The sequence below is a fragment of the Luteimonas colneyensis genome (assembly GCF_014836665.1).
Classification (GTDB): domain Bacteria; phylum Pseudomonadota; class Gammaproteobacteria; order Xanthomonadales; family Xanthomonadaceae; genus Luteimonas; species Luteimonas colneyensis.
Map to the genome: position 1 here is coordinate 89638 of NZ_JACSQJ010000007.1, position 21467 is coordinate 111104.

The 21467-nt window shown below is 71.2% G+C and carries 22 protein-coding genes; 5 read left to right on the forward strand and 17 right to left on the reverse strand.

What is annotated here, in order from left to right:
- Nucleotide 1 precedes the first annotated feature (1 nt).
- Both H9645_RS12005 and surE read right to left on the reverse strand, forming a co-directional pair.
- On the reverse strand, nt 2–685 hold the full coding sequence (locus H9645_RS12005) for a protein-L-isoaspartate(D-aspartate) O-methyltransferase (RefSeq protein ID WP_191729921.1): 684 nt from the start codon (nt 683–685) through the stop codon (nt 2–4).
- Nucleotides 682–1467 (reverse strand): 5'/3'-nucleotidase SurE, encoded by a 786-nt coding sequence (gene surE / locus H9645_RS12010; protein WP_191729922.1) that lies wholly within the window; start codon nt 1465–1467, stop codon nt 682–684. The genes H9645_RS12005 and surE overlap by 4 nt, the downstream gene beginning before the upstream one ends.
- 55 nt (nt 1468–1522) lie before the next feature.
- On the opposite strand from surE, the gene H9645_RS12015 reads away from it, so the two are divergent.
- Nucleotides 1523–2074, forward strand: coding sequence for a Smr/MutS family protein (locus H9645_RS12015; RefSeq protein ID WP_191729923.1), 552 nt, complete (start codon nt 1523–1525; stop codon nt 2072–2074).
- Nucleotides 2075–2079: 5 nt separating this feature from the next.
- Here H9645_RS12015 and H9645_RS12020 read toward each other — a convergent pair whose 3' ends face one another.
- The 9 genes from H9645_RS12020 to H9645_RS12060 form a co-directional block, all read right to left on the reverse strand.
- Complete coding sequence (locus H9645_RS12020; protein WP_191729924.1) at nt 2080–2319, reverse strand: hypothetical protein; 240 nt, start codon at nt 2317–2319, stop codon at nt 2080–2082.
- 82 nt (nt 2320–2401) lie between these two features.
- Nucleotides 2402–3538 carry a tRNA pseudouridine(13) synthase TruD gene (gene truD / locus H9645_RS12025; RefSeq protein WP_191729925.1) on the reverse strand — a complete coding sequence of 379 codons (1137 nt, stop codon included), beginning with the start codon at nt 3536–3538 and terminating at the stop codon, nt 2402–2404.
- Nucleotides 3535–4014 carry a 2-C-methyl-D-erythritol 2,4-cyclodiphosphate synthase gene (gene ispF / locus H9645_RS12030; protein WP_191729926.1) on the reverse strand — a complete coding sequence of 160 codons (480 nt, stop codon included), beginning with the start codon at nt 4012–4014 and terminating at the stop codon, nt 3535–3537. Before ispF ends, truD begins: the two co-directional genes overlap by 4 nt.
- Entirely contained in the window at nt 4011–4700 is a 690-nt protein-coding gene (gene ispD, locus H9645_RS12035) for a 2-C-methyl-D-erythritol 4-phosphate cytidylyltransferase (protein ID WP_191729927.1), read from the reverse strand. Before ispD ends, ispF begins: the two co-directional genes overlap by 4 nt.
- Nucleotides 4701–4737: 37 nt before the next feature.
- Nucleotides 4738–5070 (reverse strand): cell division protein FtsB, encoded by a 333-nt coding sequence (gene ftsB / locus H9645_RS12040; protein WP_191729928.1) that lies wholly within the window; start codon nt 5068–5070, stop codon nt 4738–4740.
- A gap of 10 nt (nt 5071–5080) precedes the next feature.
- Entirely contained in the window at nt 5081–6367 is a 1287-nt protein-coding gene (gene eno, locus H9645_RS12045) for a phosphopyruvate hydratase (RefSeq protein WP_191729929.1), read from the reverse strand.
- A 256-nt stretch (nt 6368–6623) separates the two neighbouring features.
- Nucleotides 6624–7457 carry a 3-deoxy-8-phosphooctulonate synthase gene (gene kdsA, locus H9645_RS12050; protein ID WP_191729930.1) on the reverse strand — a complete coding sequence of 278 codons (834 nt, stop codon included), beginning with the start codon at nt 7455–7457 and terminating at the stop codon, nt 6624–6626.
- A gap of 174 nt (nt 7458–7631) precedes the next feature.
- Nucleotides 7632–9296, reverse strand: a complete 1665-nt coding sequence (pyrG, locus tag H9645_RS12055; RefSeq protein ID WP_191729931.1) for a CTP synthase — start codon at nt 9294–9296, stop codon at nt 7632–7634.
- 95 nt (nt 9297–9391) lie between these two features.
- On the reverse strand, nt 9392–9898 hold the full coding sequence (locus H9645_RS12060; protein WP_191729932.1) for a globin: 507 nt from the start codon (nt 9896–9898) through the stop codon (nt 9392–9394).
- Nucleotides 9899–10043: 145 nt separating this feature from the next.
- Here H9645_RS12060 and parE point away from each other — a divergent pair, with 145 nt between their 5' ends.
- Entirely contained in the window at nt 10044–11933 is a 1890-nt protein-coding gene (parE, locus tag H9645_RS12065; protein ID WP_191729933.1) for a DNA topoisomerase IV subunit B, read from the forward strand.
- 157 nt (nt 11934–12090) lie between these two features.
- On the opposite strand, the gene hutG is transcribed toward parE, so the two are convergent.
- The 4 genes from hutG to H9645_RS12085 are packed head-to-tail and all read right to left on the reverse strand — an operon-like array spanning nt 12091 to nt 16062.
- Nucleotides 12091–12870, reverse strand: coding sequence for an N-formylglutamate deformylase (gene hutG, locus H9645_RS12070; RefSeq protein WP_191729934.1), 780 nt, complete (start codon nt 12868–12870; stop codon nt 12091–12093).
- Between the two features lie 17 nt (nt 12871–12887).
- Entirely contained in the window at nt 12888–14255 is a 1368-nt protein-coding gene (gorA, locus tag H9645_RS12075; RefSeq protein WP_191729935.1) for a glutathione-disulfide reductase, read from the reverse strand.
- Nucleotides 14252–15502: an NAD(P)/FAD-dependent oxidoreductase gene (locus H9645_RS12080; protein ID WP_191729936.1), complete on the reverse strand. Its 1251-nt coding sequence runs from the start codon at nt 15500–15502 to the stop codon at nt 14252–14254. The genes gorA and H9645_RS12080 overlap by 4 nt, the downstream gene beginning before the upstream one ends.
- Nucleotides 15503–15531: 29 nt before the next feature.
- Nucleotides 15532–16062: an FKBP-type peptidyl-prolyl cis-trans isomerase gene (locus H9645_RS12085; RefSeq protein WP_191729937.1), complete on the reverse strand. Its 531-nt coding sequence runs from the start codon at nt 16060–16062 to the stop codon at nt 15532–15534.
- A gap of 72 nt (nt 16063–16134) precedes the next feature.
- On the opposite strand from H9645_RS12085, the gene H9645_RS12090 reads away from it, so the two are divergent.
- The 3 genes from H9645_RS12090 to H9645_RS12100 all read left to right on the forward strand — a co-directional run bounded on the left by H9645_RS12090 (nt 16135) and on the right by H9645_RS12100 (nt 18485).
- A complete protein-coding gene (locus tag H9645_RS12090) occupies nt 16135–16680 on the forward strand; it encodes a C40 family peptidase (RefSeq protein WP_191729938.1) in 546 nt (181 codons plus the stop codon).
- Between the two features lie 109 nt (nt 16681–16789).
- On the forward strand, nt 16790–17443 hold the full coding sequence (locus H9645_RS12095; protein ID WP_318240540.1) for a C40 family peptidase: 654 nt from the start codon (nt 16790–16792) through the stop codon (nt 17441–17443).
- Between the two features lie 169 nt (nt 17444–17612).
- Nucleotides 17613–18485 (forward strand): bile acid:sodium symporter family protein, encoded by an 873-nt coding sequence (locus tag H9645_RS12100; protein ID WP_191729939.1) that lies wholly within the window; start codon nt 17613–17615, stop codon nt 18483–18485.
- Between the two features lie 22 nt (nt 18486–18507).
- Here the strand turns inward: H9645_RS12100 and H9645_RS12105 are convergent, their stop codons facing one another.
- Nucleotides 18508–19929 carry a M16 family metallopeptidase gene (locus tag H9645_RS12105; protein WP_191729940.1) on the reverse strand — a complete coding sequence of 474 codons (1422 nt, stop codon included), beginning with the start codon at nt 19927–19929 and terminating at the stop codon, nt 18508–18510.
- A 10-nt stretch (nt 19930–19939) separates the two neighbouring features.
- Complete coding sequence (locus tag H9645_RS12110) at nt 19940–21337, reverse strand: M16 family metallopeptidase (protein ID WP_191729941.1); 1398 nt, start codon at nt 21335–21337, stop codon at nt 19940–19942.
- Nucleotides 21338–21467: the final 130 nt, after the last annotated feature.

Here is a 21467-nt window from a genome sequence, read left to right on the forward strand (position 1 = left end):
CTCAGTCCACCAGTCCGGAGAGGAGCGGCACGAAGGCGACGGCCGCGAGCGTGTCCTGCACGACGTGGCCGTCGGCGTCCTTGCGCAGGCGCAGCAGTGACTGCGCGCCCGCCGCACCCACCGGCGCGACCAGCACGCCGCCGGGCGCGAGCTGCGCGGTCAGCGCGTCGACCAGGGCCGGGGCGCCTGCGGTGACCAGGATGCCGTCGAAGGGCGCCTCCTCCGGCCAGCCGACGCGACCGTCGTCGTGCTTGCTGCGCACGTTCAGGCCAAGCGAGCGGAAGCGCTTGCGCGCGACGCGCAGCAGGTCGCCGATGCGCTCGACGGTGTACACCTGCAGACCCAGGGCGCCGAGGATCGCGGCCTGGTAGCCGGAACCGGTGCCGACCTCGAGCACGCGCGCCGGCTGCGCGCCGTCGGCGAACAGCGCCTCGGTCATGCGCGCGACCACCCAGGGCTGCGAGATGGTCTGGCCGTGGCCGATCGGCAGCGCGGTGTCCTCGTAGGCGCGCGTGGCCAGGGCCTCGTCGATGAACAGGTGGCGCGGCACGGTGCGGATCGCGTTGAGCACGCGTTCGTCGCTGATGCCGTTGCCGCGCAGGCGCTCGATCAGGCGGTCGCGCACGCGCTGCGAGGTCATGCCCATGCCCAGCGCCTCCGGCTGCAGGCGCAACCGCGGCGTCATGCCTGGCCTCCGTTGCGCAGCGCCTCCTCGAGGCCGCCGACCCAGGCCGCGACCTGCTCCAGCGCCTGGTAGCGCGTCAGGTCGACCTGGATCGGGGTGATGGCGATGTGGCGGGTGCGGACGGCGTGGAAATCGGTGCCCGGGCCGGAGTCGGCCTCGGCGCCGGCGCCGCCGATCCACCAGAAGTGGCGGCCGCGCGGATCCTTGGCCGGGATGCAGGCCTCGGCGCGGTGGCGGTTGCCCAGCCGGGTGACCTCGAAGCCCTCGATCTCCGACCACGGCAGGTCGGGCACGTTGACGTTGAGGATGGTGTCGGCGGGCAGCGGGTCGGCCTTGAGGCGCGCGACGATCTCGACCGCGGCGCGCGCGGCGCTCTCGTAGTGCCGGCCCTGGTGGTCGCGCGTCACCAGCGACACCGCGACCGCCGGCAGGCCCAGGAAGCGGCCTTCCATCGCCGCGGCCACCGTGCCGGAATAGATCACGTCGTCGCCGAGGTTGGCGGTGTTGTTGATGCCGGAGACCACGATGTCGGGGTCGTCCTCGAGCATGCCGGTGATCGCCACGTGCACGCAGTCGGTGGGCGTGCCGTGCACCCGCCAGGTGCCGGCGTCCAGCTGCACGGCCTGCAGCGGCAGGTCGAGGGTGAGCGAATTGCTGGCGCCGGAACGGTCGCGGTCCGGCGCGACGACGACGACCTCGTGGCCCGCGGCACGCAGGCCCGCGGCGAGTGCGTGGATGCCCGGGGCGTCGACGCCGTCGTCGTTGCTAACGAGGATTTTCATTGCGTTCATGATAACGGAACGCGACGGCACCGGTCCCCCGCGCTAGGCTTGCGGGATGGCCGGACCGGGTAAAGAACGCGACGGAGACGACGACGACGCGGCGCTGTTCCGCGCCGCGGTCGGCCCGGTGCGCGCGCTGCCCGACGCGCCGGCGCCCCCCGAGCGCCCCCGGCCGCGGCCGCGCGCGCGCATGGCCGAGCGCGACGAGGCGCAGGCGCGCGAGGATTTCCGCCTGGGGCGCGGCGAAGGCTTCTCCATCGAACGCGGCGACGTGCTGTCGCACCGGCGCGACCAGGTGCCGCCGCGCACGCTCAAGCGGCTGTCACTGGGGATGTACGCCGCCCAGGACGAACTCGACCTCCACCACGTCGACGCCGCCACGGCCGAATCGCTCCTGCGGCGCTTCCTGGCCGAGGCCCGCGACGCCGGGTTCGGCTGCGTGCGCGTGGTCCACGGCAAGGGCCTCAATTCCAGCGACAGCCTGCCGGTGCTGAAGAACGTGGTCGACCGCGTCCTGCGCCAGCGCGCGGACGTGCTGGCCTTCCATTCCGCGCCGGCCGCCCAGGGCGGGACCGGCGCGGTGCTCGTGCTGCTCGCCAGGCGCTGAGGGGATCAACGCGACGCTAGAGCCGGAACGAAGCGCTTCTGCGGCGGATTGACCCACTGCACGACGACGCCGCGGTCGCGCGCGCGCCGCTCGACGTTCGAAACGTACTCCACGTCGGTCAGGATGCGCTCGCCCTGCTGCTGCGGAGCGGGAGTCGGGGCCGACGCCATGCCGCCGCTGCTGGCGCATGCCGACAGCACCATCGCCGCGGATGCCACCAGGGCTGACTGGATGAACCTGTTCATGGCCTTCTCCTGTGGGCGCGCCGCGATCTCCGGCGCGCAACTCCACATATACCCGCGCCATGCGGCCGGCCAGTGCCGCCGATCAGTTTCCGACGGACGGCCGGCGCGGCGTCCCGGGCTCGTGCACGGGGCCGAGTTCGGCCAGCACCGAGGTGGCATAGGTGCCGGCAGGCAGCGGGAAGCGCAGCTCCAGCACGTCGTCCGCCAGCCACTGCCAGGCCAGCCCTTCGGGACGCAGCCGCGTCGCCCGGCGTTCCTGGGCCAGGCCTGCGGCCTCGAGCCCCGCCCTCAACGACAGGCTTGCGGGATCGGCCAGCGCGGCGAGCTCCAGCGCCTTCGCGTCGGCCGCGCTGCGCAGCTCGCCGCGCCCCCACAGCGGCGCGCTCGGGTGGATGTCGAACGCCGCCAGGCGGGCGGCCAGCACGTCGCTCCACGGCTCGGGGCCGAACACGCTGCGGCTGCCGTCGAGCATCCAGGCTTCACCTTCCAGCGGACGGTCCCAGCGGCCACTGGCCACGCGCGCCGCGAGCACCCTGTTGAACAGCTCGGAGCGCGCCGCCGACAGCAGCAGCGCGCGCTCGTCCTTGCGCACGCGCAGGCCCGCGAACATGCGTCGCGCCTTGTCGACGTTGCCGCCGCCGTGGCCGAAGCGCTGTTCGCCGAAATAGTTGGGCACGCCGCGCGCGGCGATCGCCTCCAGTCGCGCCTCGATCGCGTCGTGGTCGCCTTCGACCTCGCGCAGCACGAGCACGAAGCGGTTGCCGGCCAGCGCCCCGCGCGGCAGCTTGCGCGCATGCCGGGCCTGGTCGAGCACGCGCAGCCGCTGACCGCTGGCCGCATCGTCGCGCTCCAGTGCCGCGACGTCCGGCGCCTCGCGTCCCGGCAGCTGCACGCTGAAGCGCTGCCGCGTCACCGCGTGGCGATCCTTGAGTCCGGCGTAGCCGACCGCGCGCTCGTCCACGCCGGCCCATTCGGCGAGCAGCCGCGCGACGAAGGCGGTGTTCATGCCGCGCTTCTCGATCGTCAGCAGCAGGTGCTCGCCGGCCCCACTGGCGGCGAAGCCGTCGAGCTCGGTGACGTCGAAGTCCTCCGGCGCGGCGCGGATGCGCGCCGCCAGGACCGGCGCGCCGTGCGCACGCGGGAGGACGTCCGTCGGCGGCCCCGCGCCGGCTTCATCGGACGCGGCGCGAGCACCACCCGCGCCGCTGCCGACGCTCACGCCGCCACGAGCAGGCAGACCGCCTGCGCGGCGATGCCTTCTTCGCGGCCGATGAAGCCCAGGCGTTCGCTGGTGGTCGCCTTCACGCTCACCGCATCGAGCGCGATGCCGAGATCGGCCGCGATCGCCTCGCGCATCGCCTGCGCGTGCGGGCCGACCTTCGGTCGCTCGCAGATCACCGTGGCGTCGACGTTGCCGGCCTTCCAGCCGCGCGCGGCGGCCAGGGCCACGCAGTGGCGCAGCAGCGCGCGGCTGTCGGCGCCCTTCCAGCGCTCGTCCGAGGGCGGAAAATGCACGCCGATGTCGCCCAGCGCCAGCGCGCCCAGGATCGCGTCGCAGAGCGCGTGCAGGATGACGTCGCCGTCGCTGTGCGCGACCAGGCCGCGGGAGTGCGGCACGCGCACCCCGCCGAGCATCACGTGGTCGCCTTCGCCGAAGGCATGGACGTCGTAACCGTGGCCGATGCGGATGGTCATCGCGCCCTCCTCTCCAGCAGGAATTCGAAATACGCCAGGTCGGCCGGCGTGGTCACCTTGAGGTTGTCCTCGGCGCCCTCGACGAGCAGGGGCCGCAGTCCGAGGCGCTCCATGGCCATGGCCTCGTCGGTCACCTCGACGCCGTCGGCGGCCGCGGCCTCCAGCGCGCGCCGCAGCTGCAGGCGGCGGAACAGCTGCGGCGTCTGCGCGCGCCACAGGCGTTCGCGCGGCTCGGTGGCATCGATGCCGCCGTCGTCGCCGGCGCGCTTGAGCGTGTCGCGCACCGGCGTGGCGAGGATGGCGCCCACCGGATCCTCGCGCCCGCGCTCGAGCAGCGCGGACAGGTCGGACAGGCGCAGGTTCGGGCGCGCGGCGTCATGCACGAGCACGAAGGCGTCGGCGCGAACCTCGTCGGGCAGCGCGGCCAGGCCGGCCAGCACCGATTCGGCACGGGTGCCGCCGCCGATGCAGGCGATCACCGGTCGGCCGCTGCCGTCGCTCCAGCCCTGCCAGTGCGCATCGCCCGCCGCCAGCGCCACTACCGCGCCCTTGACGCCCGGATGCGCGAACAGCGCGCGCAGGCTGTGCGCGATCAGCGGCTCGCCGGCGACCTGCAGGTACTGCTTGGGCAGCTCGCCGCCGAAGCGCACGCCGCGGCCGGCGGCGGGAACCACCACCCAGGTCACGGGACGACGGCCTGCGCGCGGATGGAACCGTTCGAACTCACTGCGCCTCTTCCTCCGTGTCCACCGCCGGCGCCGTCGCGGCAGGCTGCGCGCGGTCCACCACCCGGTAGAAGACTTCGCCCGGCCGGATCATGCCCAGCTCGGCGCGTGCGCGCTCCTCGATCGCCGCCTCGCCCGACTTGAGATCGGCGACCTCCGCGGCCAGCGCCGCGTTGCGGTCGCGCAGGCCCTCGTTCTGCCGCGCCTGCTGCTCGACCTGGCCCTGCAGGGCGGCGACCTCCTGGTTGCCGCCGCTGCCGAACCACAGCCGGTACTGCAGCCACGCCAGCAGCGCGACCAGCACCACCAGCACGATCCGCAGGGTGCGCATCGGCGTGGCGTCAGCGCTTCAGCGAGACGAAGGCGTCGCGGCCGGCGAAGCGGGCCCTGTCGCCCAGCGCCTCCTCGATGCGCAGCAGCTGGTTGTACTTGGCCACGCGATCGCTGCGGCACAGCGAACCGGTCTTGATCTGGGTGGCCGTGGTGGCCACCGCGATGTCGGCGATGGTGGTGTCTTCGGTCTCGCCGGAGCGGTGCGAGACCACCGCGGCGTAGCCGGCCCTGTCGGCCATCGCGATGGCTTCCAGGGTCTCGGTGAGGGTGCCGATCTGGTTGACCTTGATCAGGATGGCGTTGGCGGTGCCGCTGTCGATGCCCTCGCGGAAGATCGCCGGGTTGGTCACGAACAGGTCGTCGCCCACCAGCTGCACGCGGTCGCCCAGGCGCTGCGTCAGCAGCTTCCAGCCGTCCCAGTCGGCCTCGGCCATGCCGTCCTCGATGGTCACGATCGGGTACTGGTCGCACCAGGAGGCGAGGAAGTCGGTGAACTGCTCGGCCGACAGGCGCTTGCCCTCGCCGACCAGGTGGTACTTGCCGTTGTCGTGGAACTCGCTCGACGCCACGTCCAGGCCCAGCAGCACGTCGTCGCCGGCGCGGTAGCCGGCCTTGGAGATCGCCTCGAGGATGGTGTCGAGCGCCTCGACGTTGCTGCGCAGGTCGGGGGCGAAGCCGCCCTCGTCTCCGACCGCGGTCGACAGGCCGTGGCCCTTCAGCACCGACTTCAGCGCGTGGAAGATCTCGGTGCCCGCGCGCAGGCTCTCGGAGAACGAATCGAAGCCCACCGGCAGCACCATGAACTCCTGCAGGTCGACGTTGTTGTCGGCGTGCGCGCCGCCGTTGATGATGTTCATCATCGGCACCGGCAGCACCGGCGCGCGGTCGCCGGCCAGCAGCTGCCACAGCGGAATCCGGCGCGAGGACGCCACCGCGTGCGCGGCCGCCATCGACACGCCCAGCAGCGCGTTCGCACCCAGGCGGCCCTTGTTGTCGGTGCCGTCGAGATCGATCAGGCGCTTGTCGAGGCCGGCCTGGTCGGCGGCATCGAAGCCCTTCAGCGCATCGGCGATGGCACCGTTGACGTTGGCCACGGCCTGCGTCACGCCCTTGCCCAGGTAGCGGGTCTTGTCGCCGTCGCGCAGCTCCACCGCCTCGCGGGTGCCGGTCGAGGCGCCCGAGGGCACCATGGCCCGGCCAAACGCGCCATCGGCGAGGGTCACCTCGGCTTCGAGCGTGGGATTGCCACGGCTGTCGAGGATTTCACGGGCATGGATGCGGGTGATATTGGTCATGGTCTCGCTTGGTCGCTTCGTAGGTGGAACTGCGGGAAGAGCATTTTTGCCACGGATTTACGCGGATGGACGCGGATTTACACGGATAAAGCAAAAGCATCTCTTCTGTAGGAGCAGCTATAGCTGCGATAGCCGGATTCCCCAGACCTCTGGGTCGCAGCTATAGCTGCTCCTACAGTGGCGAGTCGCAAACACGAACTGCTTTTGCTCTATCCGTGTAAATCCGCGTTATCCGTGTGATCCGTGGCAAGGCTTTTCAGATGTCGCTCTCGAGGAAGCCACCACGCTTGGTGACCGCGTCGAGTTCGAGCATGGTTTCGAGCAGGGCGCGCATCTTCGGCAGCGGCCAGGCGTTGGGGCCGTCGCTCAGCGCCTTCGCCGGATCCGGATGGGTTTCCATGAAAACGCCGGACACGCCCACGGCGATCGCCGCGCGCGCCAGCACCGGCACGAATTCGCGCTGGCCGCCGCTGGAGGTGCCCTGCCCGCCCGGGAGCTGCACCGAGTGGGTGGCATCGAACACCACCGGGCAGCCGGTGTCGCGCATCACCGCGAGGCTGCGCATGTCGCTCACGAGGTTGTTGTAGCCGAAGCTGGCGCCGCGCTCGCAGACCATGATGTCCTGGTTGCCGGTCGACTTCGCCTTCTCCACCACGGGCTTCATGTCCCAGGGCGAGAGGAACTGGCCCTTCTTGATGTTCACCGGCTTGCCGGCCGCGCACACCTTGCGGATGAAGTCGGTCTGGCGCACCAGGAATGCCGGGGTCTGCAGCACGTCGACCACGCTCGCGACCTCGTCCATCGGCGTGTACTCGTGCACGTCGGTCAGCACCGGCACGCCGATCTGGCGCTTCACTTCGCCCAGCACGCGCAGGCCTTCCTCCATGCCCGGCCCGCGGAAGGCGGTGCCCGAGGTGCGGTTGGCCTTGTCGAAGCTCGACTTGAAGATGAAGTTGATGCCGAGCGCGCCGGTGATCTCCTTCAGCTGCCCGGCCACGTCGAGCTGCAGCTGCTCGCTCTCGACCACGCAGGGCCCGGCGATGAGGAAGAACGGCTGATCAAGCCCGACCTGGAAGCCACAAAGGTTCATTGAAAAGCCTTTTTTTGCCACGGATGAACGCGGATGACGCGGATTTTCACGGATGGAGCCAAAGCAGATGCCGTGGACGGAGCAGTAGCGCCCGCGGCCGTCCCGAACCACGCATGCTGCGCTTCATCCGCGTAAATCCGCGTCATCCGCGTTCATCCGTGGCAAGGCTCTTCTTCACGCGCTGGCTTCCTTCAGCAGCTTCCCGCCGGCCTTGCGCTCGCGCGCGGCGCGGACGAAGCCGATGAAGAGGGGGTGGCCGCTGCGCGGGGTGGAGGTGAACTCGGGGTGCGCCTGGCAGGCGATGAACCAGGGGTGCTCCGGGAGCTCGACCATCTCCACCAGCAGGTCGTCCATGGACTTGGCGCTGATCACCAGGCCCGCGTCTTCCAGCTGGGTGCGGTAGCGGTTGTTGAACTCGTAGCGGTGGCGATGGCGTTCGGCCACCACGTCGCTGCCGTAGATCGCGCGGGCCCGGGTGCCCGGCTTCAGGCGCTGCTCCTGGAGGCCCAGGCGCATGGTGCCGCCCAGGTCGCTGTCCTCGCCACGGCGCTCGACCTCGCCGGTCTTGGTGCGCCACTCGGTGATCAGGCCGATCACCGGATGCGGGGTCTGGCGGTCGTTCTCGGTGCTGTTGGCGCCCTCGAGCCCGGCCACGTGGCGGGCGAAGTCGACCACCGCCGCCTGCATGCCGTAGCAGATGCCGAAGTACGGCAGCCCGGTCTCGCGCGCGTGCCTGGCGGTCAGCACCTTGCCCTCGAAGCCGCGGTCGCCAAAGCCGCCCGGCACCAGCACGCCGTCGACGCCGGCCAGGGTGGCCTCGGCACCGTCGCGCTCGATGTCCTGGGATTCCAGCCACTTCAGGTTCACCCGGGTGTGCTGGCGGATGCCGCCGTGGCGCAGGGCCTCGGCCACCGACTTGTAGGCGTCCTTGTGGTCGACGTACTTGCCGACCACGGCGATCGTGACCTCGTCGATCGGATGCTGCGTCGCCTCGACCACCGCCTGCCATTCCGACAGGTCGGCCACCGCCGCGGCCTTGTCGGCCAGGCGCAGGCGCTCGACCACGAAGGCGTCCAGGCCCTGGGTCTGCAGCCACGCGGGGATCTTGTAGATGTTGTCGAGGTCGACGAGCGAGATCACCGCCTTCTCGGACACGTTGGTGAACAGGGCGATCTTGCGGCGTTCGCTGTCGGGCAGCGGCTGCTCGCTGCGGCACAGCAGCACGTCGGGCTGGATGCCGATCGAACGCAGTTCCTTCACCGAATGCTGGGTGGGCTTGGTCTTGAGCTCGCCGGCCGCCGCGATGTAGGGCACCAGCGTGAGGTGCATGAAGATCGCCTTGTCCGGGCCGCGCTCGGTGCGGATCTGGCGGATCGCCTCGAGGAAGGGCAGCGATTCGATGTCGCCCACGGTGCCGCCGATCTCCACCAGGCCGACGTCGAAGCCCTGGGTGGCGGTGTCGATGCAGCGCTTGATCTCGTCGGTGATGTGCGGGATCACCTGCACGGTGGCGCCGAGGTAGTCGCCGCGGCGCTCCTTGCGGATCACGTGCTCGTAGATCTTGCCGGTGGTGATCGAGTTCTTCCCCGACAGGCGCACGTTGACGTAGCGCTCGTAGTGGCCGAGGTCCAGGTCGGTCTCGGCGCCGTCGTCGGTGACGTAGACCTCGCCGTGCTGGAACGGGCTCATCGTGCCCGGGTCGACGTTGATGTAGGGGTCGAGCTTCATCATCGTCACCCGCAGGCCGCGGGCTTCGAGGATGGCCGCCAGCGATGCCGCCGAGATGCCCTTGCCAAGCGAGGACACCACGCCGCCGGTGACGAAGATCAGGGGAGTCATGGTCAGGCTGCCGCAGGAAAGCCATAGTCTACCGGCTGGCGGTGACCGGGGCGACCGCTTGACAGGCCGCCCGGCGCCCGGCAATGCGCCGGGATTCAGGCCTGCTGCGGACGCAGCCCCTGCATCACCCGCGAAAACAGGCCGCGCGCGCTGTCCTGCGCCGGCGTCTGCGGCAGCGGCAGCGGGGCCGCGTCGCGGGCCTTGAAGGTTTCCACGACCACGCCCATGGCCTCGCGCCAACGCGCCATCAGCTCCGGCGTCGCCTCCGGATCGGTCGCCTCCACCACTTCCAGCAGGCTGGCGATCCAGTCGCCGTACAGCGCCGCGGGCACCGGGCAGCGCCCGTCGCGGGCGTGGACCGCGCCCATTTCGCCGATCCCGCGATCCACCACCCGGCTGCCTCCGGCGTGGAAGATGGCCATGGTGATGCCCTTTCGCAGCGCCATCCGCTGCTTGCTGAAGTCGGTGTGGGCGAACAGCGGCGGCACGTCCGGGTTGCTGGCCAGGAACACCTCGTAGAAGCGGCCGATGAAGTCGCGGTCGCGCAGGCAGCGGCCGTAGCTCTGGTGGAGATCGGCGTAGTCGTCGGTCGAAGCGGTCATGGAGAGGGCTCCTTTGCGGTGGCTCCGCATGCTCGCCCGGGCGGCGCCCCCGGCCATTGACCGCGGTCAATACGCGCCTTGACCCCACCCTGCCCGGCCGCCATTCTGGTCGGCTTCTCCTGCCAACGCCCTGCCAGACCTGCCGATGAGCTCCCGCTACGACGCCGCCGACATCGAAGTCCTCTCCGGCCTGGACCCCGTCAAGCGCCGGCCCGGCATGTACACCGACACCGCCCGGCCCAACCACTTGGCCCAGGAGGTCATCGACAACGCGGTCGACGAGGCCCTGGCCGGTCACGCCCGCGCGATCTCGGTGACCCTCCACAAGGACGGCAGCTGCGAGGTCTCCGACGACGGCCGCGGCATGCCGGTGGACATCCACCCCGAGGAAAAGGTCCCGGGCGTCGAGCTGATCCTCACGCGCCTGCACGCGGGCGGCAAGTTCAACAACCGCAACTACGCCTTCTCCGGCGGCCTGCACGGCGTGGGCGTGAGCGTGGTGAACGCGCTCTCGACCCTGGTCGAGGTCCACATCAAGCGCGACGGCAGCGAGTACCGCATGGCCTTCCGCGACGGCGACGTCGCCAGTCCCCTGGAAGTCGTGGGCACGGTGGGCAAGCGCAACACCGGCACCCGCCTGCGCTTCTGGCCGGATCCGAAGTACTTCGACAGCCCGAAGTTCGCGATCCGCCACCTGCGCCACCTGCTGCGCGCCAAGGCCGTGCTGGCCCCGGGCCTGACGGTGACCCTGTTCGACGAGGCCAGCGGCGAGCGCGACGAATGGCACTACGCCGACGGCCTGCGCGATTACCTCGCCGGCGAGCTCAGTGGCCGCGAGCCGCTGCCGCCGGAGCTGTTCCTGGGCAGCCTGAAGAAGGACACCGAGATGGTGGACTGGGCGGCCGCGTGGATCCCCGACGGCGAGCTGGTGCAGGAGAGCTACGTCAACCTGATCCCGACCGCCCAGCACGGCACCCACGTCAACGGCCTGCGCTCCGGCTTCACCGACGCGCTGCGCAAGTTCTGCGAATTCCGCAGCCTGCTGCCGCGCGGCGTGAAGCTGGCACCCGAGGACGTCTGGGACCGGGTCAGCTTCGTGCTCAGCCTGAAGATGAGCGACCCGCAGTTCAGCGGCCAGACCAAGGAGCGCCTGAGCTCGCGCCAGGCCGCGGGCTTCATCGAGGGCGCCGCCGAGGACGCGTTCACGCTCTGGCTCAACAGCCACGTCGAACTCGGCGAGAAGATCGCCCAGCTGGCCATCGACCGCGCCAGCGCGCGGCTGAAGACCGAGAAGCAGATCGTCCGCAAGAAGGTCACCCAGGGCCCGGCCCTGCCCGGCAAGCTGGCCGACTGCATCAGCCAGGACCTCTCGCGCACCGAACTCTTCCTGGTCGAGGGCGACTCCGCGGGCGGCAGCGCCAAGCAGGCCCGCGACAAGGATTTCCAGGCGATCATGCCGCTGCGCGGCAAGATCCTGAACACCTGGGAGGTCGCCTCCACGTCGGTGCTGGCCAGCGAGGAGGTGCACAACCTCGCCATCGCCATCGGCTGCGACCCGGGCAGGGACGACATCTCCGGCCTGCGCTACGGCAAGGTGGTGATCCTCGCCGACGCCGACTCCGACGGCCTGCACATCGCCACCCTGCTGGCGGCGCTGTTCCTGCGCCATTTCCCCGCGCTGGTGCGCGCCGGCCACGTGTTCGTGGCGATGCCGCCGCTGTACCGCGTCGACGTGGGCAAGCAGGTGTTCTACGCGCTCGACGAGGAGGAGAAGCGCCTGCTGCTGGAGAAGATCGCCCGCGAGAAGCTCAAGGGCCAGGTCAACGTGACCCGCTTCAAGGGCCTGGGCGAGATGAACCCGCCGCAGCTGCGCGAGTCCACCATCCACCCAGACACCCGTCGCCTGGTGCAGCTGACCGTCGACGATGCCGACCAGACGCGCTCGCTGATGGACATGCTGCTGGCCAAGAAGCGCGCATCCGACCGCAAGGCCTGGCTGGAGGAAAAGGGCGACCTCGCGACGCTGGACGTCTGAGCCGACTGGCCACATCGCACCTCTTCCCCCCTGCACCTCTCCGCCCTGCACCTGTAGGAGCAGCTATAGCTGCGACCGTCCTGGCAGGGCACTCCCGGTGACCGAGTTTCCGGGGTCGCAGCTATAGCTGCTCCTACAGTCGGAGAGTGCTGCGGGGTCAGGCGTGCAGCGCCGCCTCCAGCAGCCCGCGCAGCACCTCCTGCAGCTGCGCCGCTTTCGCCGCGTCCCACTCGAAGCTCGCTTCGTCCATGTAACAGCGCTGCGCGATCTCGAGCTGCACCGCCTCCACGCCGAGCTCCGGCCGGCCGTAGTGCCGGGTGATGTGCCCGCCCTTGAAGCGGCCGTTGGCGACCCAGTCGTAGCCGTCCTGCCGGGCCAGCGCGCGCGCGAGGCGTTCGGCCAGTTCGGGCGAGCAGCTCGCGCCACCGGCGGTGCCGAGGTTGAGGTCAGGCAGCCGCCCGGGGAACAGCCAGGGCAGCTCGCCGCGGATCGAGTGGCCCTCCCACAGCACCACGCGACCGTGCTCCGCACGCAGGCGGTCGAGTTCGCCGGCCAGCGCGTCGTGGTAGGGCCGCCAGTACGCCTCGACCCGCGCGCGCACCTCGCCTTCCGTCGGTTCCTGCCCGTCCAGGTACACCGGGCTGCCGTCGAACTGGCGCACCGGGCACAGGCCGGTGGTGTTCTGGCCCGGATACAGCGAGGTGTCGTCCTCACCGCGGTTGAGGTCGACGACGTAGCGCGAATGCGTTGGCACCAGCACCGACGCACCGATCCCGCGCGCGAAGTCGTACAGGCGCGACACGTGCCAGTCGGTGTCCGGCACGCCGCGCGCGCTGTCGGTGAGGCGCGCGGCGATCGCGTCGGGCACGCGGGTGCCGTCGTGCGGCAGGCTGACCAGCAGCGGCCGGGGGCCGCGGTGGAGAGTGAGGATGTCCATCCCCCGATGCTAACCGCTCAGCGCAGCAGCACGATCTCTTCGGCGCTGGTGGGATGGATCGCCACGGTGGCGTGGAAGTCGGCGAGCGTCGCGCCCATCTTCACCGCGACCGCGAAGCCCTGCAGGATCTCGTCGGCGGCCTCGCCCACCAGGTGCAGGCCGACCACGCGCTGCTCTTCGCCCACGCACACTGCCTTGAACATGCTGTGTTGCTGCACGTCGGCCAGCGCATGCAGCATCGGGCGGAAGGTGGTGCGGTGGCAGCTGACCGCGTCGCCGCCGAAGCGTTCGCGCGCCTCGGCCTCGGTCAGGCCGACCTTGCCCAGCGGCGGATGCGAGAACACGACCGTCGGCACCTGGGCGTGGTCGACGCACGCGTCCGTATCGCCGCCGAAGAGGCGATCCATCAGGCGCCGGCCTTCCGCGATCGCGACCGGCGTCAGCGCGAGCCGGCCGGTGACGTCGCCGACTGCATGGATCCGCTCCGCGCTGGTAGCCTGGTAGGCGTCGACCTCGATGTGGCCGTCGTCCGCGGTGCGCACGCCGGCGGCCTCCAGGCCGAGGCCATCGGTGTTCGGCCGCCGCCCGGTGGCGAAGATCACCGCGTCGAATGGATTGCCGGCGTCGCCGCCCCGCTCGCGCAGGCGCACGCCGCCGCCCTCGCCCGGCTCCAGCGCCGCCAGCGAATAGCCGAAGTGCAGCGCGATGCCGGCCTGGTGCATGTTGCCGCGCAGGCGCTCCACCACGTCGGGATCGAAGCCCTTGAGCAGGTCGTCGCCGCGCACGAACAGCTCGACCTGGCTGCCCAGCGCCTGCAGCACGCCGGCCAGCTCCACGCCGATGTAGCCGCCGCCGATGATCGCCACGCGCGCCGGCGCCGCGGAGAGCGCGAAGAAGCCGTCGGAATCGATGCCCAGCTCCGCGCCGGGAATGTCCGGCCGCACCGGGCGGCCGCCGGTGGCGAGCAGGATGTGTTCCGCCTCGACCTGGGTGCCGTCGTCGCAGTCGACGCGGCCGTTCCCGGCCAGGCGCCCGCGCGCCGGCAGCAGCACGATGCCGGCCTCGTCAATGCGACGGCGGTAGCTGGCATGGATGTTGGCGATGTAGCCCTGGCGACTGGCGACCAGCTGCGCCCAGTCCGGGCAGGCCGGCTCCACCGGGAAGCCCAGCGCCTTTGCGTGGCCGAGGCGCGCGCCGAGGTCTGCGGCCAGCCACATCGCCTTCTTCGGCACGCAGCCGACGTTGACGCAGGTGCCGCCGAGCTCGCCCGGCTCCAGCAGCGCGACGCGCGCGCCGTGGCTGGCGGCGCGGAAGGCGGCCGCGAGGCCGCCGGACCCGCCACCCACCACGGCGAGATCGACGTGGAGGCGACGGGCGGCGCTCACCGGAAGCGCTCCGGCGAATACGGAGCGGGATCGATCCGCGGCGTGTTGCCGGTGATCATGTCGGCGACCAGCTGCCCGGTGGCCGGGCTCATGCTGACGCCCATCATGCCGTGGCCGGTCGCGACCCAGGCGCGGCGGCGGCCCGGCACGCGGCCGATGATCGGCACGTCGTCGACGCTCAGCGGGCGCCAGCCGTACCACTCCTCGCGCTTCACCGGACCGACCGGGTCGTGCAGGAACACGGCCGCGCCGCGCTCCAGCGCCTGCAGCCGGCGAGGGTTGAGGTCGGTGCTGTAGCCCGACATCTCCATCGTGCTGCCCAGGCGGTAGCCGCTGTCCCAGACGGTCACGCAGACGCTGGGCTCGTGCAGGATCACCGGCCGCTTCGGCACCAGGGCCGGGCGGTCGTAGGTGATCGAATAGCCCTTGCCCGGCTGCACCGGGACCGCGCCCAGGCCGGCCGAGCGCATCAGCGTGGTCGACCAGGCGCCGGTGGCCAGCACGACCTCGCGCGCACGCACGCTGCCGCGGCTGCCGTGGACCACGACGCCGTCGGCGTCCTCGTCGATGGCGGTGACGTCCCAGCCCTCGTCGATCACGCCGCCCAGCGCGCGCAGCGCGTCGGCCATGCCGGCGACATAGCGGTCGGGGCGCAGGTGGGCGTCGCCGGGGAAGTGCAGCGCGCCGACCAGGCCCGGCTTGAAGGCGGGGTCCTGGCGCTCGTACTCGGCGCCGTCGATCAGCTGCCCGTGGACGCCGAGTTCGGCCAGGTGCGGCAGGTCGCGCGCGGCGATCTCGAGCTCGCGCGCGTCGCGGAACACGTAGTCGGTGCCGCCTTCGCTGAACTCCGAGCCGGGCGCGTAGCGCGCCACCCAATCGGGGAAGACCTGGATCGAATCGTTGAGCAGGCCCGCCTTGGCGGTCATCGCCGTCTTCCAGTCGCGCGCGTTGCAGCGGCTGGCGAAGCCCAACAGCCACTGCCACAGGCGCGGATCCAGGCGCGGCGCGACGTAGAACGGCGCGTCGGGCGTCAACATCCAGCGCAGCGCGCGGCCGATGGTGCCCGGCGCCGCCAGCGGGAAAGCATGGCTGGGCGTCAGCGTGCCGCAGTTGCCGTGCGAGCTGCCGCTGCCGAGCGTCCTCGCCTCGAGCAGGCGGACGCTGCGCCCGGCCTCGACCAGCGAGAGCGCGGTGCACAGGCCGATGACGCCGCCGCCCACCACCACCACATCGATACGTTCATCCATCGCGGAGAGTCCGGCGCCGGTGGTCGGGATCAGCCGGCCTTGCCCGCGTCGCCGTCGCCTTCGCTGCCGGCGTCGTCGTGGCCGTGGTCATGGCCGCCGTCGCCGTGCACGTGGCCGTGGTCGATCTCGACCTGCTGGGCCTCGCGCACCTCGACGATCTCGATGTCGAAGTGCAGGTCCTTGCCGGCCATCGGGTGGTTGAGGTCGACGTCGACCACGCTCATGCCGACCTTCTCGACGGTGACCGCGCGCGGGCCGAAGTTGGTCTGCAGCACCACCTGGTCGCCGACGGCGAGCTTCTGGCCGCCGAAGTGCTTCTTCGGCACGCGCTGGACCATGCCCTCGCGGCGCTCGCCGTAGGCCTCGGCGGACGGGACGTCGGCCGAGAAGCTCTCGCCGGCCTCGCGGCCTTCCATCGCCTTTTCCAGGCCCGGGATGATGTTGCCGTGGCCCATCAGGATCGCCAGCGGCTCGCCGCGGTCCTTCGAGGTTTCCACCGGCTCGCCGCCTTCGGACACGGTGTAGTGGAAGCGGACGACGCGGTCTTTCTCGATCTTCATGGGGTGGGGATCCGGTGGCGCGGCACGCGGCCGCTTGTAAGGAAGTCGCCGGCTCGGCCAAGATGCCGGCCGATGGGCAAGACCTCGCATTATCCGGATACCGGCCTCCGCGCGCCAATCGCCGGCCTCCTCCTCGTCGTCCTCGCCGCCGGCTGCGGCCGCGACGACGTCCGGCCCGCGCCGCCGCGCGCCGAGCCCGTCGGCCAGCGCGCCTGGCCGCAGGTGGTCCCGGCCGACCCGGCCTCGGCCAATGCCGTGCTGATGCGCGCGATCAGCCTGGTCGGCACGCCCTACCGCTACGGCGGCAACACGCCCGAGGGCGGCTTCGACTGCTCGGGCCTGGTCAACTACGTCTATCGCGACATGCTCGACCTGCGCCTGCCCCGCACGTCGCGCGACCTCGCGGCCTACCAGGGCCCCAGGATCGAGCCGCAGCAGCTGGCCACGGCCGACCTCGTGTTCTTCGGCAGCGGCGGCACCGTCACCCACGTCGGCATCTATGTCGGCGAGGGCCGCTTCGTCCACGCCCCCAGCACCGGCGGCACGGTCCGGCTGGACCATCTCGACGGGTCTTACTGGCGGCGCCACTACAGCGGCTCGAAGCGCGTGCTGCGTTGAATCGGTGACGCGCATCACACTTTTCTTCACGCAACGCTGATGAAAAGTTAACAAACGGAGCCCTTCTCTACGGCACCATCACGCCTGCTGCAAAAACAGTGAAGACCGCGTGACTGATTCCGACCTGCCAGAACGTCGCCGCGCACCCTCCCGGGTCCGCGCCCTCGCCATCGCCAGCGTTCTGCTGCTTGCCGGATCCCCGGCCTTCGCCGCCCCGTTCATGGGTGCGGATTCGGCCGACCAGATGGCCGCCGGCTCCGCCAGCCAGTCCCTGGTGGGCAGCGCGCTCGCACCCGAACGCACCATGCTCAGCGCCGCCGACGTCAACCAGCTGATCGAGGCCAGCCAGGCGGTGGCCGGCGACAAGGAGCCGACGGGCCGCATCCAGGCCCTGCTGCAGCGCGCAATGGGCCTGCTCGGCACGCCCTACCGCTGGGGCGGCACCTCGCCCGACTCGGGCTTCGACTGTTCCGGCCTGGTGAACTACGTGTTCCGCACCACGCTGGGCATCGAGCTGCCGCGCGTCTCCCGCGAAATGGCCAGCAACGGCGAGAAGGTCGAGCGCGCCGCGCTGACGGCAGGGGACCTGGTGTTCTTCGGCCGCCGCGGCACCCGCGTCGACCACGTCGGCATCTACGTCGGCGATGGCCAGTTCGTGCACGCCCCGCGTAGCGGCCGCGACGTCACCGTGTCCCGCCTGGACACCGGCTACTGGGCCAACCGCTTCCTGCAGGCACGCCGCGTCGAGGGACTGGGCAGCTGAGGCCTGCGGTCCGCCGCCCGCCCGCGTGACATGAAGGCCGCCTCCGGGCGGCCTTTCCGCATCCGGCCTCCGGCGCATGCCGGTCCGGCGCGGCCACGCTGCGCCGCGGCGTGCACCGCCGCCCATTCAGGTCCAAGCTCGGCTGACCACGCCACCGGACGGGACGCCGATGCAGGCCTCGCTGCTCACCAACCTCCTGCTGCCGATGGCCCTGGGCGTGATCATGCTGGGGCTGGGGATGGGCCTCTCCCTCGCCGACTTCCGGCGGGTGGCGCGTTATCCGAAGGCGGTCCTGCTGGGCCTGGCCCTGCAGACCCTGCTGCTGCCCTGGGTCGCGTTCGCGCTTGCGCTGGGCTTCGGCCTGCAGCCGGGGCTGGCGGTGGGACTGATGCTGCTGGCGGCCTCGCCGGGTGGCGCGACGGCCAACATCTACAGCCACCTGGCGCGCGGCGACGTGGCGCTCAACATCACCCTCACCGCGATCAACAGCCTGCTCTGCCTGCTGACCCTGCCGCTGATCCTGGACCTGTCGCTCGCATACTTCCTCGGCGCCGGCCAGTACGTCCCGCCCCCGGTCGCGAAGGTGGTCGAGGTGGCGGTGATCATCCTGCTGCCGGTGGCCGCGGGCATGACGGTGCGCCATTTCGCTCCCGGCTTCGCGGCGGCCTCGGCCAGGCCGCTGCGGATCCTGTCGGTGCTGGTGCTGGCGCTGCTGGTCACGGTGGCCCTGGTGCAGTCCTGGCACGCGCTGCTGGCCTCGGTGGCGGCCGTCGGACTGGCCTGCCTGCTCTTCAACCTCGCCAGCCTGGGAACCGGCTACGCGGCCCCCCTCGCGCTTCGGCTGCCCCGGTCCCAGGCCATCGCGATCTCCATGGAGATCGGCATCCACAACGGCACGCTGGCGATCTTCATCGCGCTCAACGTCCTCGGCGATGCCACGATGGCGATCCCCGCGGCCATCTACAGCCTGCTGATGTTCTTCACGGCCGGCGCGTTCGCGGCCTGGCTCAACCGCGAACGCGCGCTGCCCGTTCCTGCCTGACGGATCGTCGGCCGCCTGACCGTCAGTCGATGGTCGTGAACTCGCCCCACTCGGCCAGCTGCCCGGACACGGCGGCGCCGTCACCGACCACGATGATGCTCTGCCGCTCCGGGGCGAAGTACTTCGCCGCCATCGCCTGGACCTGGCCGGCGTCGACGGCGCGCACCTTCGGCACGAATTCGCCGAGGTACTCGGGCGGCAGGCCCACCAGCCAGTTGCCGGCCAGGGTCGCCGCCACCGCCGCCTGCATCTGGTTGCTGATCAGGTAGCCGCCGGCGACGTAGCGCTTGGTGTCGTCGAGTTCGGCGGTCGGCACCGGCTCGGTCCCGATCCGGCGGTACTCGCTGAAGAACTCGGTGAGCGATGCCCCGGTCACCTCGTTGCGGACGTCGGCTGCGCCGCTGACGTAGCCGCCGCGGGCCGACGACGTCGCGCCGGCGCGGGCGCCGTAGGTGTAGCCCTTCTCCTCGCGCAGGTTCTGCATCACGCGGCTGGAAAAGCTGCCGCCGAGCACGGTGCCGGCCAGCTGCAGGGGGATCGCATCGGGATGGGTGGCGGCCACCGCGGGGCTGGCCAGGCGCAGCGTCGACTGCACGCTGCCGTCGCGCTGCAGCAACAGCCGCTGCGGCGCGGCCTCCGTGCGTGCGGCCGGCGTCGGCGGGACCTCGGCGCCCGATGCGGTCCAGTCGCCGAAGGCCTGTTCGGCGAAGCGGAACGCCTCGTCGGCGTCGATGCGGCCGGCCACGACCAGCAGCGCGCGGTCGGGGTGGAAGCGGCGGGCGTGCTCGCTGCGCAGGACCTCCGGCGTCACCGCCATGATCGAGGCCTCGGTCTGCTGCGTGCGCGCATAGGGATGGTCGCCGTAGACCGCCGACAGCAGGGCGCGGTTGGCGCGGAAGCCGGGCTGGGCCTCGGCGGCCTTCAGCGCCTGCAGGGCATTGGCCTGGGCGAGCTTCACTTCGCCCTCGGGGAAGGACGGCGTGCGCGCGACCTCGGCCAGCAGCGACAGCATCGGCCCGGCGTTGGCGGCCAGCGCGTTGCCGTACACCAGCGCGCCGTCGCTGCTCACCGAAGCGCCGACGCTGCCGCCCTGGGCCTGGGCGAACTCGGCGATCTGGCGCGAATCGCGCTGCGCGGTGCCCTCGGCGAGCAGCCCCGCCAGCAGCGAGGCGAAGCCGGGCGCGTCGGCGGCGTCGGCCACGTAGCCGGCATTGCGCACCGCCAGCACGTAGTCCACGCGCGGGATGCCGTCCCGCGGCACCACCCAGACCTCGAGCCCGTTGGCCAGGGTCTTCCTGGCGATATCGGGCACCGGCAGCGGCTTGTCGGCGGCGTAGGGCGGGAGGTCCTTCGGCAGGTCGGCGCCCGGGCCGGCGAGCGCGGCACCGGTGGCCAGGGCGGACACGGCCAGGGCGAGCAGCGAATGCTTGAAGAAGCGGGTCATGGTCGTCTCCTCAGTCCTGGTTCTCGGCGGGGGCGGCGGCGGCGGCCGGGGCGGCCTGCAGCATCGCCTCGGGCCTGCGGTCGATGACGGTGCGGTTGTCGCGCGTCAGGTAGGTGCGGGCGGCGCGCTGCACGTCGGCCGAGGTCACCGCGTCGATCCAGCCGGGGATCCGGTTCACCACCGCGGCGTCGTCCCACATCAGCTGCAGCTTGGCCAGCGCGTCGGCGCGGGAGATGAAGGACTCCAGGCCGTTGTACCAGTCGGCCAGCATGCGGGTCTTGACGCGCGCCAGCGTGGCGTCGTCGACGCCCTCGGCGACGACCTTCGCGATCTCCTCGTCGATCGCGGCCAGCACCGCGTCGGCGTCGGTGGTCGGCTTGTACAGCGCGAACACGGTGAACAGCGTCGGGCCGTCATACTCCCATTCGCTGGTCAGGCCGTAGAGCGAATCGACGTTGAGCGCGAGCTCGCGGCCCTTCACCAGGCCCTGGTACAGGCGCGAGGCGTCGCCGTTGGCGAGCAGCGCGCCCAGCACCGCCATTGGCGCCTGGTCGGGACTGCCGCGATCGGGCATCTTCCAGGCCGCGGCGATCGCGGGCACCTGGGCCAGCTTGTCGCCCTGGGTGATCCTCTTCTCCTGCGTGTTGAGGCCTTCGCTGAAGTCCGGCGCCGGCGGCGTCGGGCGCCGCGCGATGTCGCCGAAGTACTTCTCGGCCAGCGCGAAGCCCTCTTCCGGCGAGATGTCCCCGGCCAGCGACAGGATCGCGTTGTTCGGGCCGTAGAAGTCGCGATGGAACGCCTTCACGTCGTCCAGCGACGCCGCTTCCAGGTCCTCGAAGCTGCCGTAGCCGTCGTGGTTGTTCTCCCACTTCTGGAAGGCCTGCATGCCGATGTCGATCCACATGAAGCCGCCGTAGGGCTGGTTCTGCACGTTGTTGCGGATTTCTTCCTTCACCACGTCCTGCTGGTTCTTCAGCGTCGACTCGCTGAAGTCGAGCATGCGCATGCGGTCGGCCTCGAGCCACAGGATCGGCTCGATCGCCGAGGACGGCGCGATCTCGATGTAGTTGGTGAAGTCGGCGCGCGTGGAGCCGTTGTTGCGCCCTCCGCCGCCGGTGATCACGCGGTCGAACACGCCCTCGGGCGCATTCGCCGAGCCTTCGAACATCAGGTGCTCGAACAGGTGCGCGAAGCCGGTGCGGTTGCGCGGCTCGAGCCGCATGCCGATGCCGTAGACCACGCTGACGCCGACCACCGGCGCGCTGCGGTCCTCGGACACGACCACGGTGAGGCCGTTGTCGAGCGTTTTCGTGGCGACCGGAATGGTCCAGCGGTCGGCGTCGGCGGCGAAGGCCGGAGCCGCGATCAGCAGCGTGGACAGCCACGCCGCGGGCCTGAGCAGTTTCATGAGTCCCCCATCTCCCTTTGTGGACAGATGCCGACAGTAGCGCGGCGCGAAGCCGGCGTGGGAGGCCGGAAGTCATGCGGCGGCTGTTGGCGGCGACGGTCGCTGGCGGGCGATACTCGCACTTCCCCGC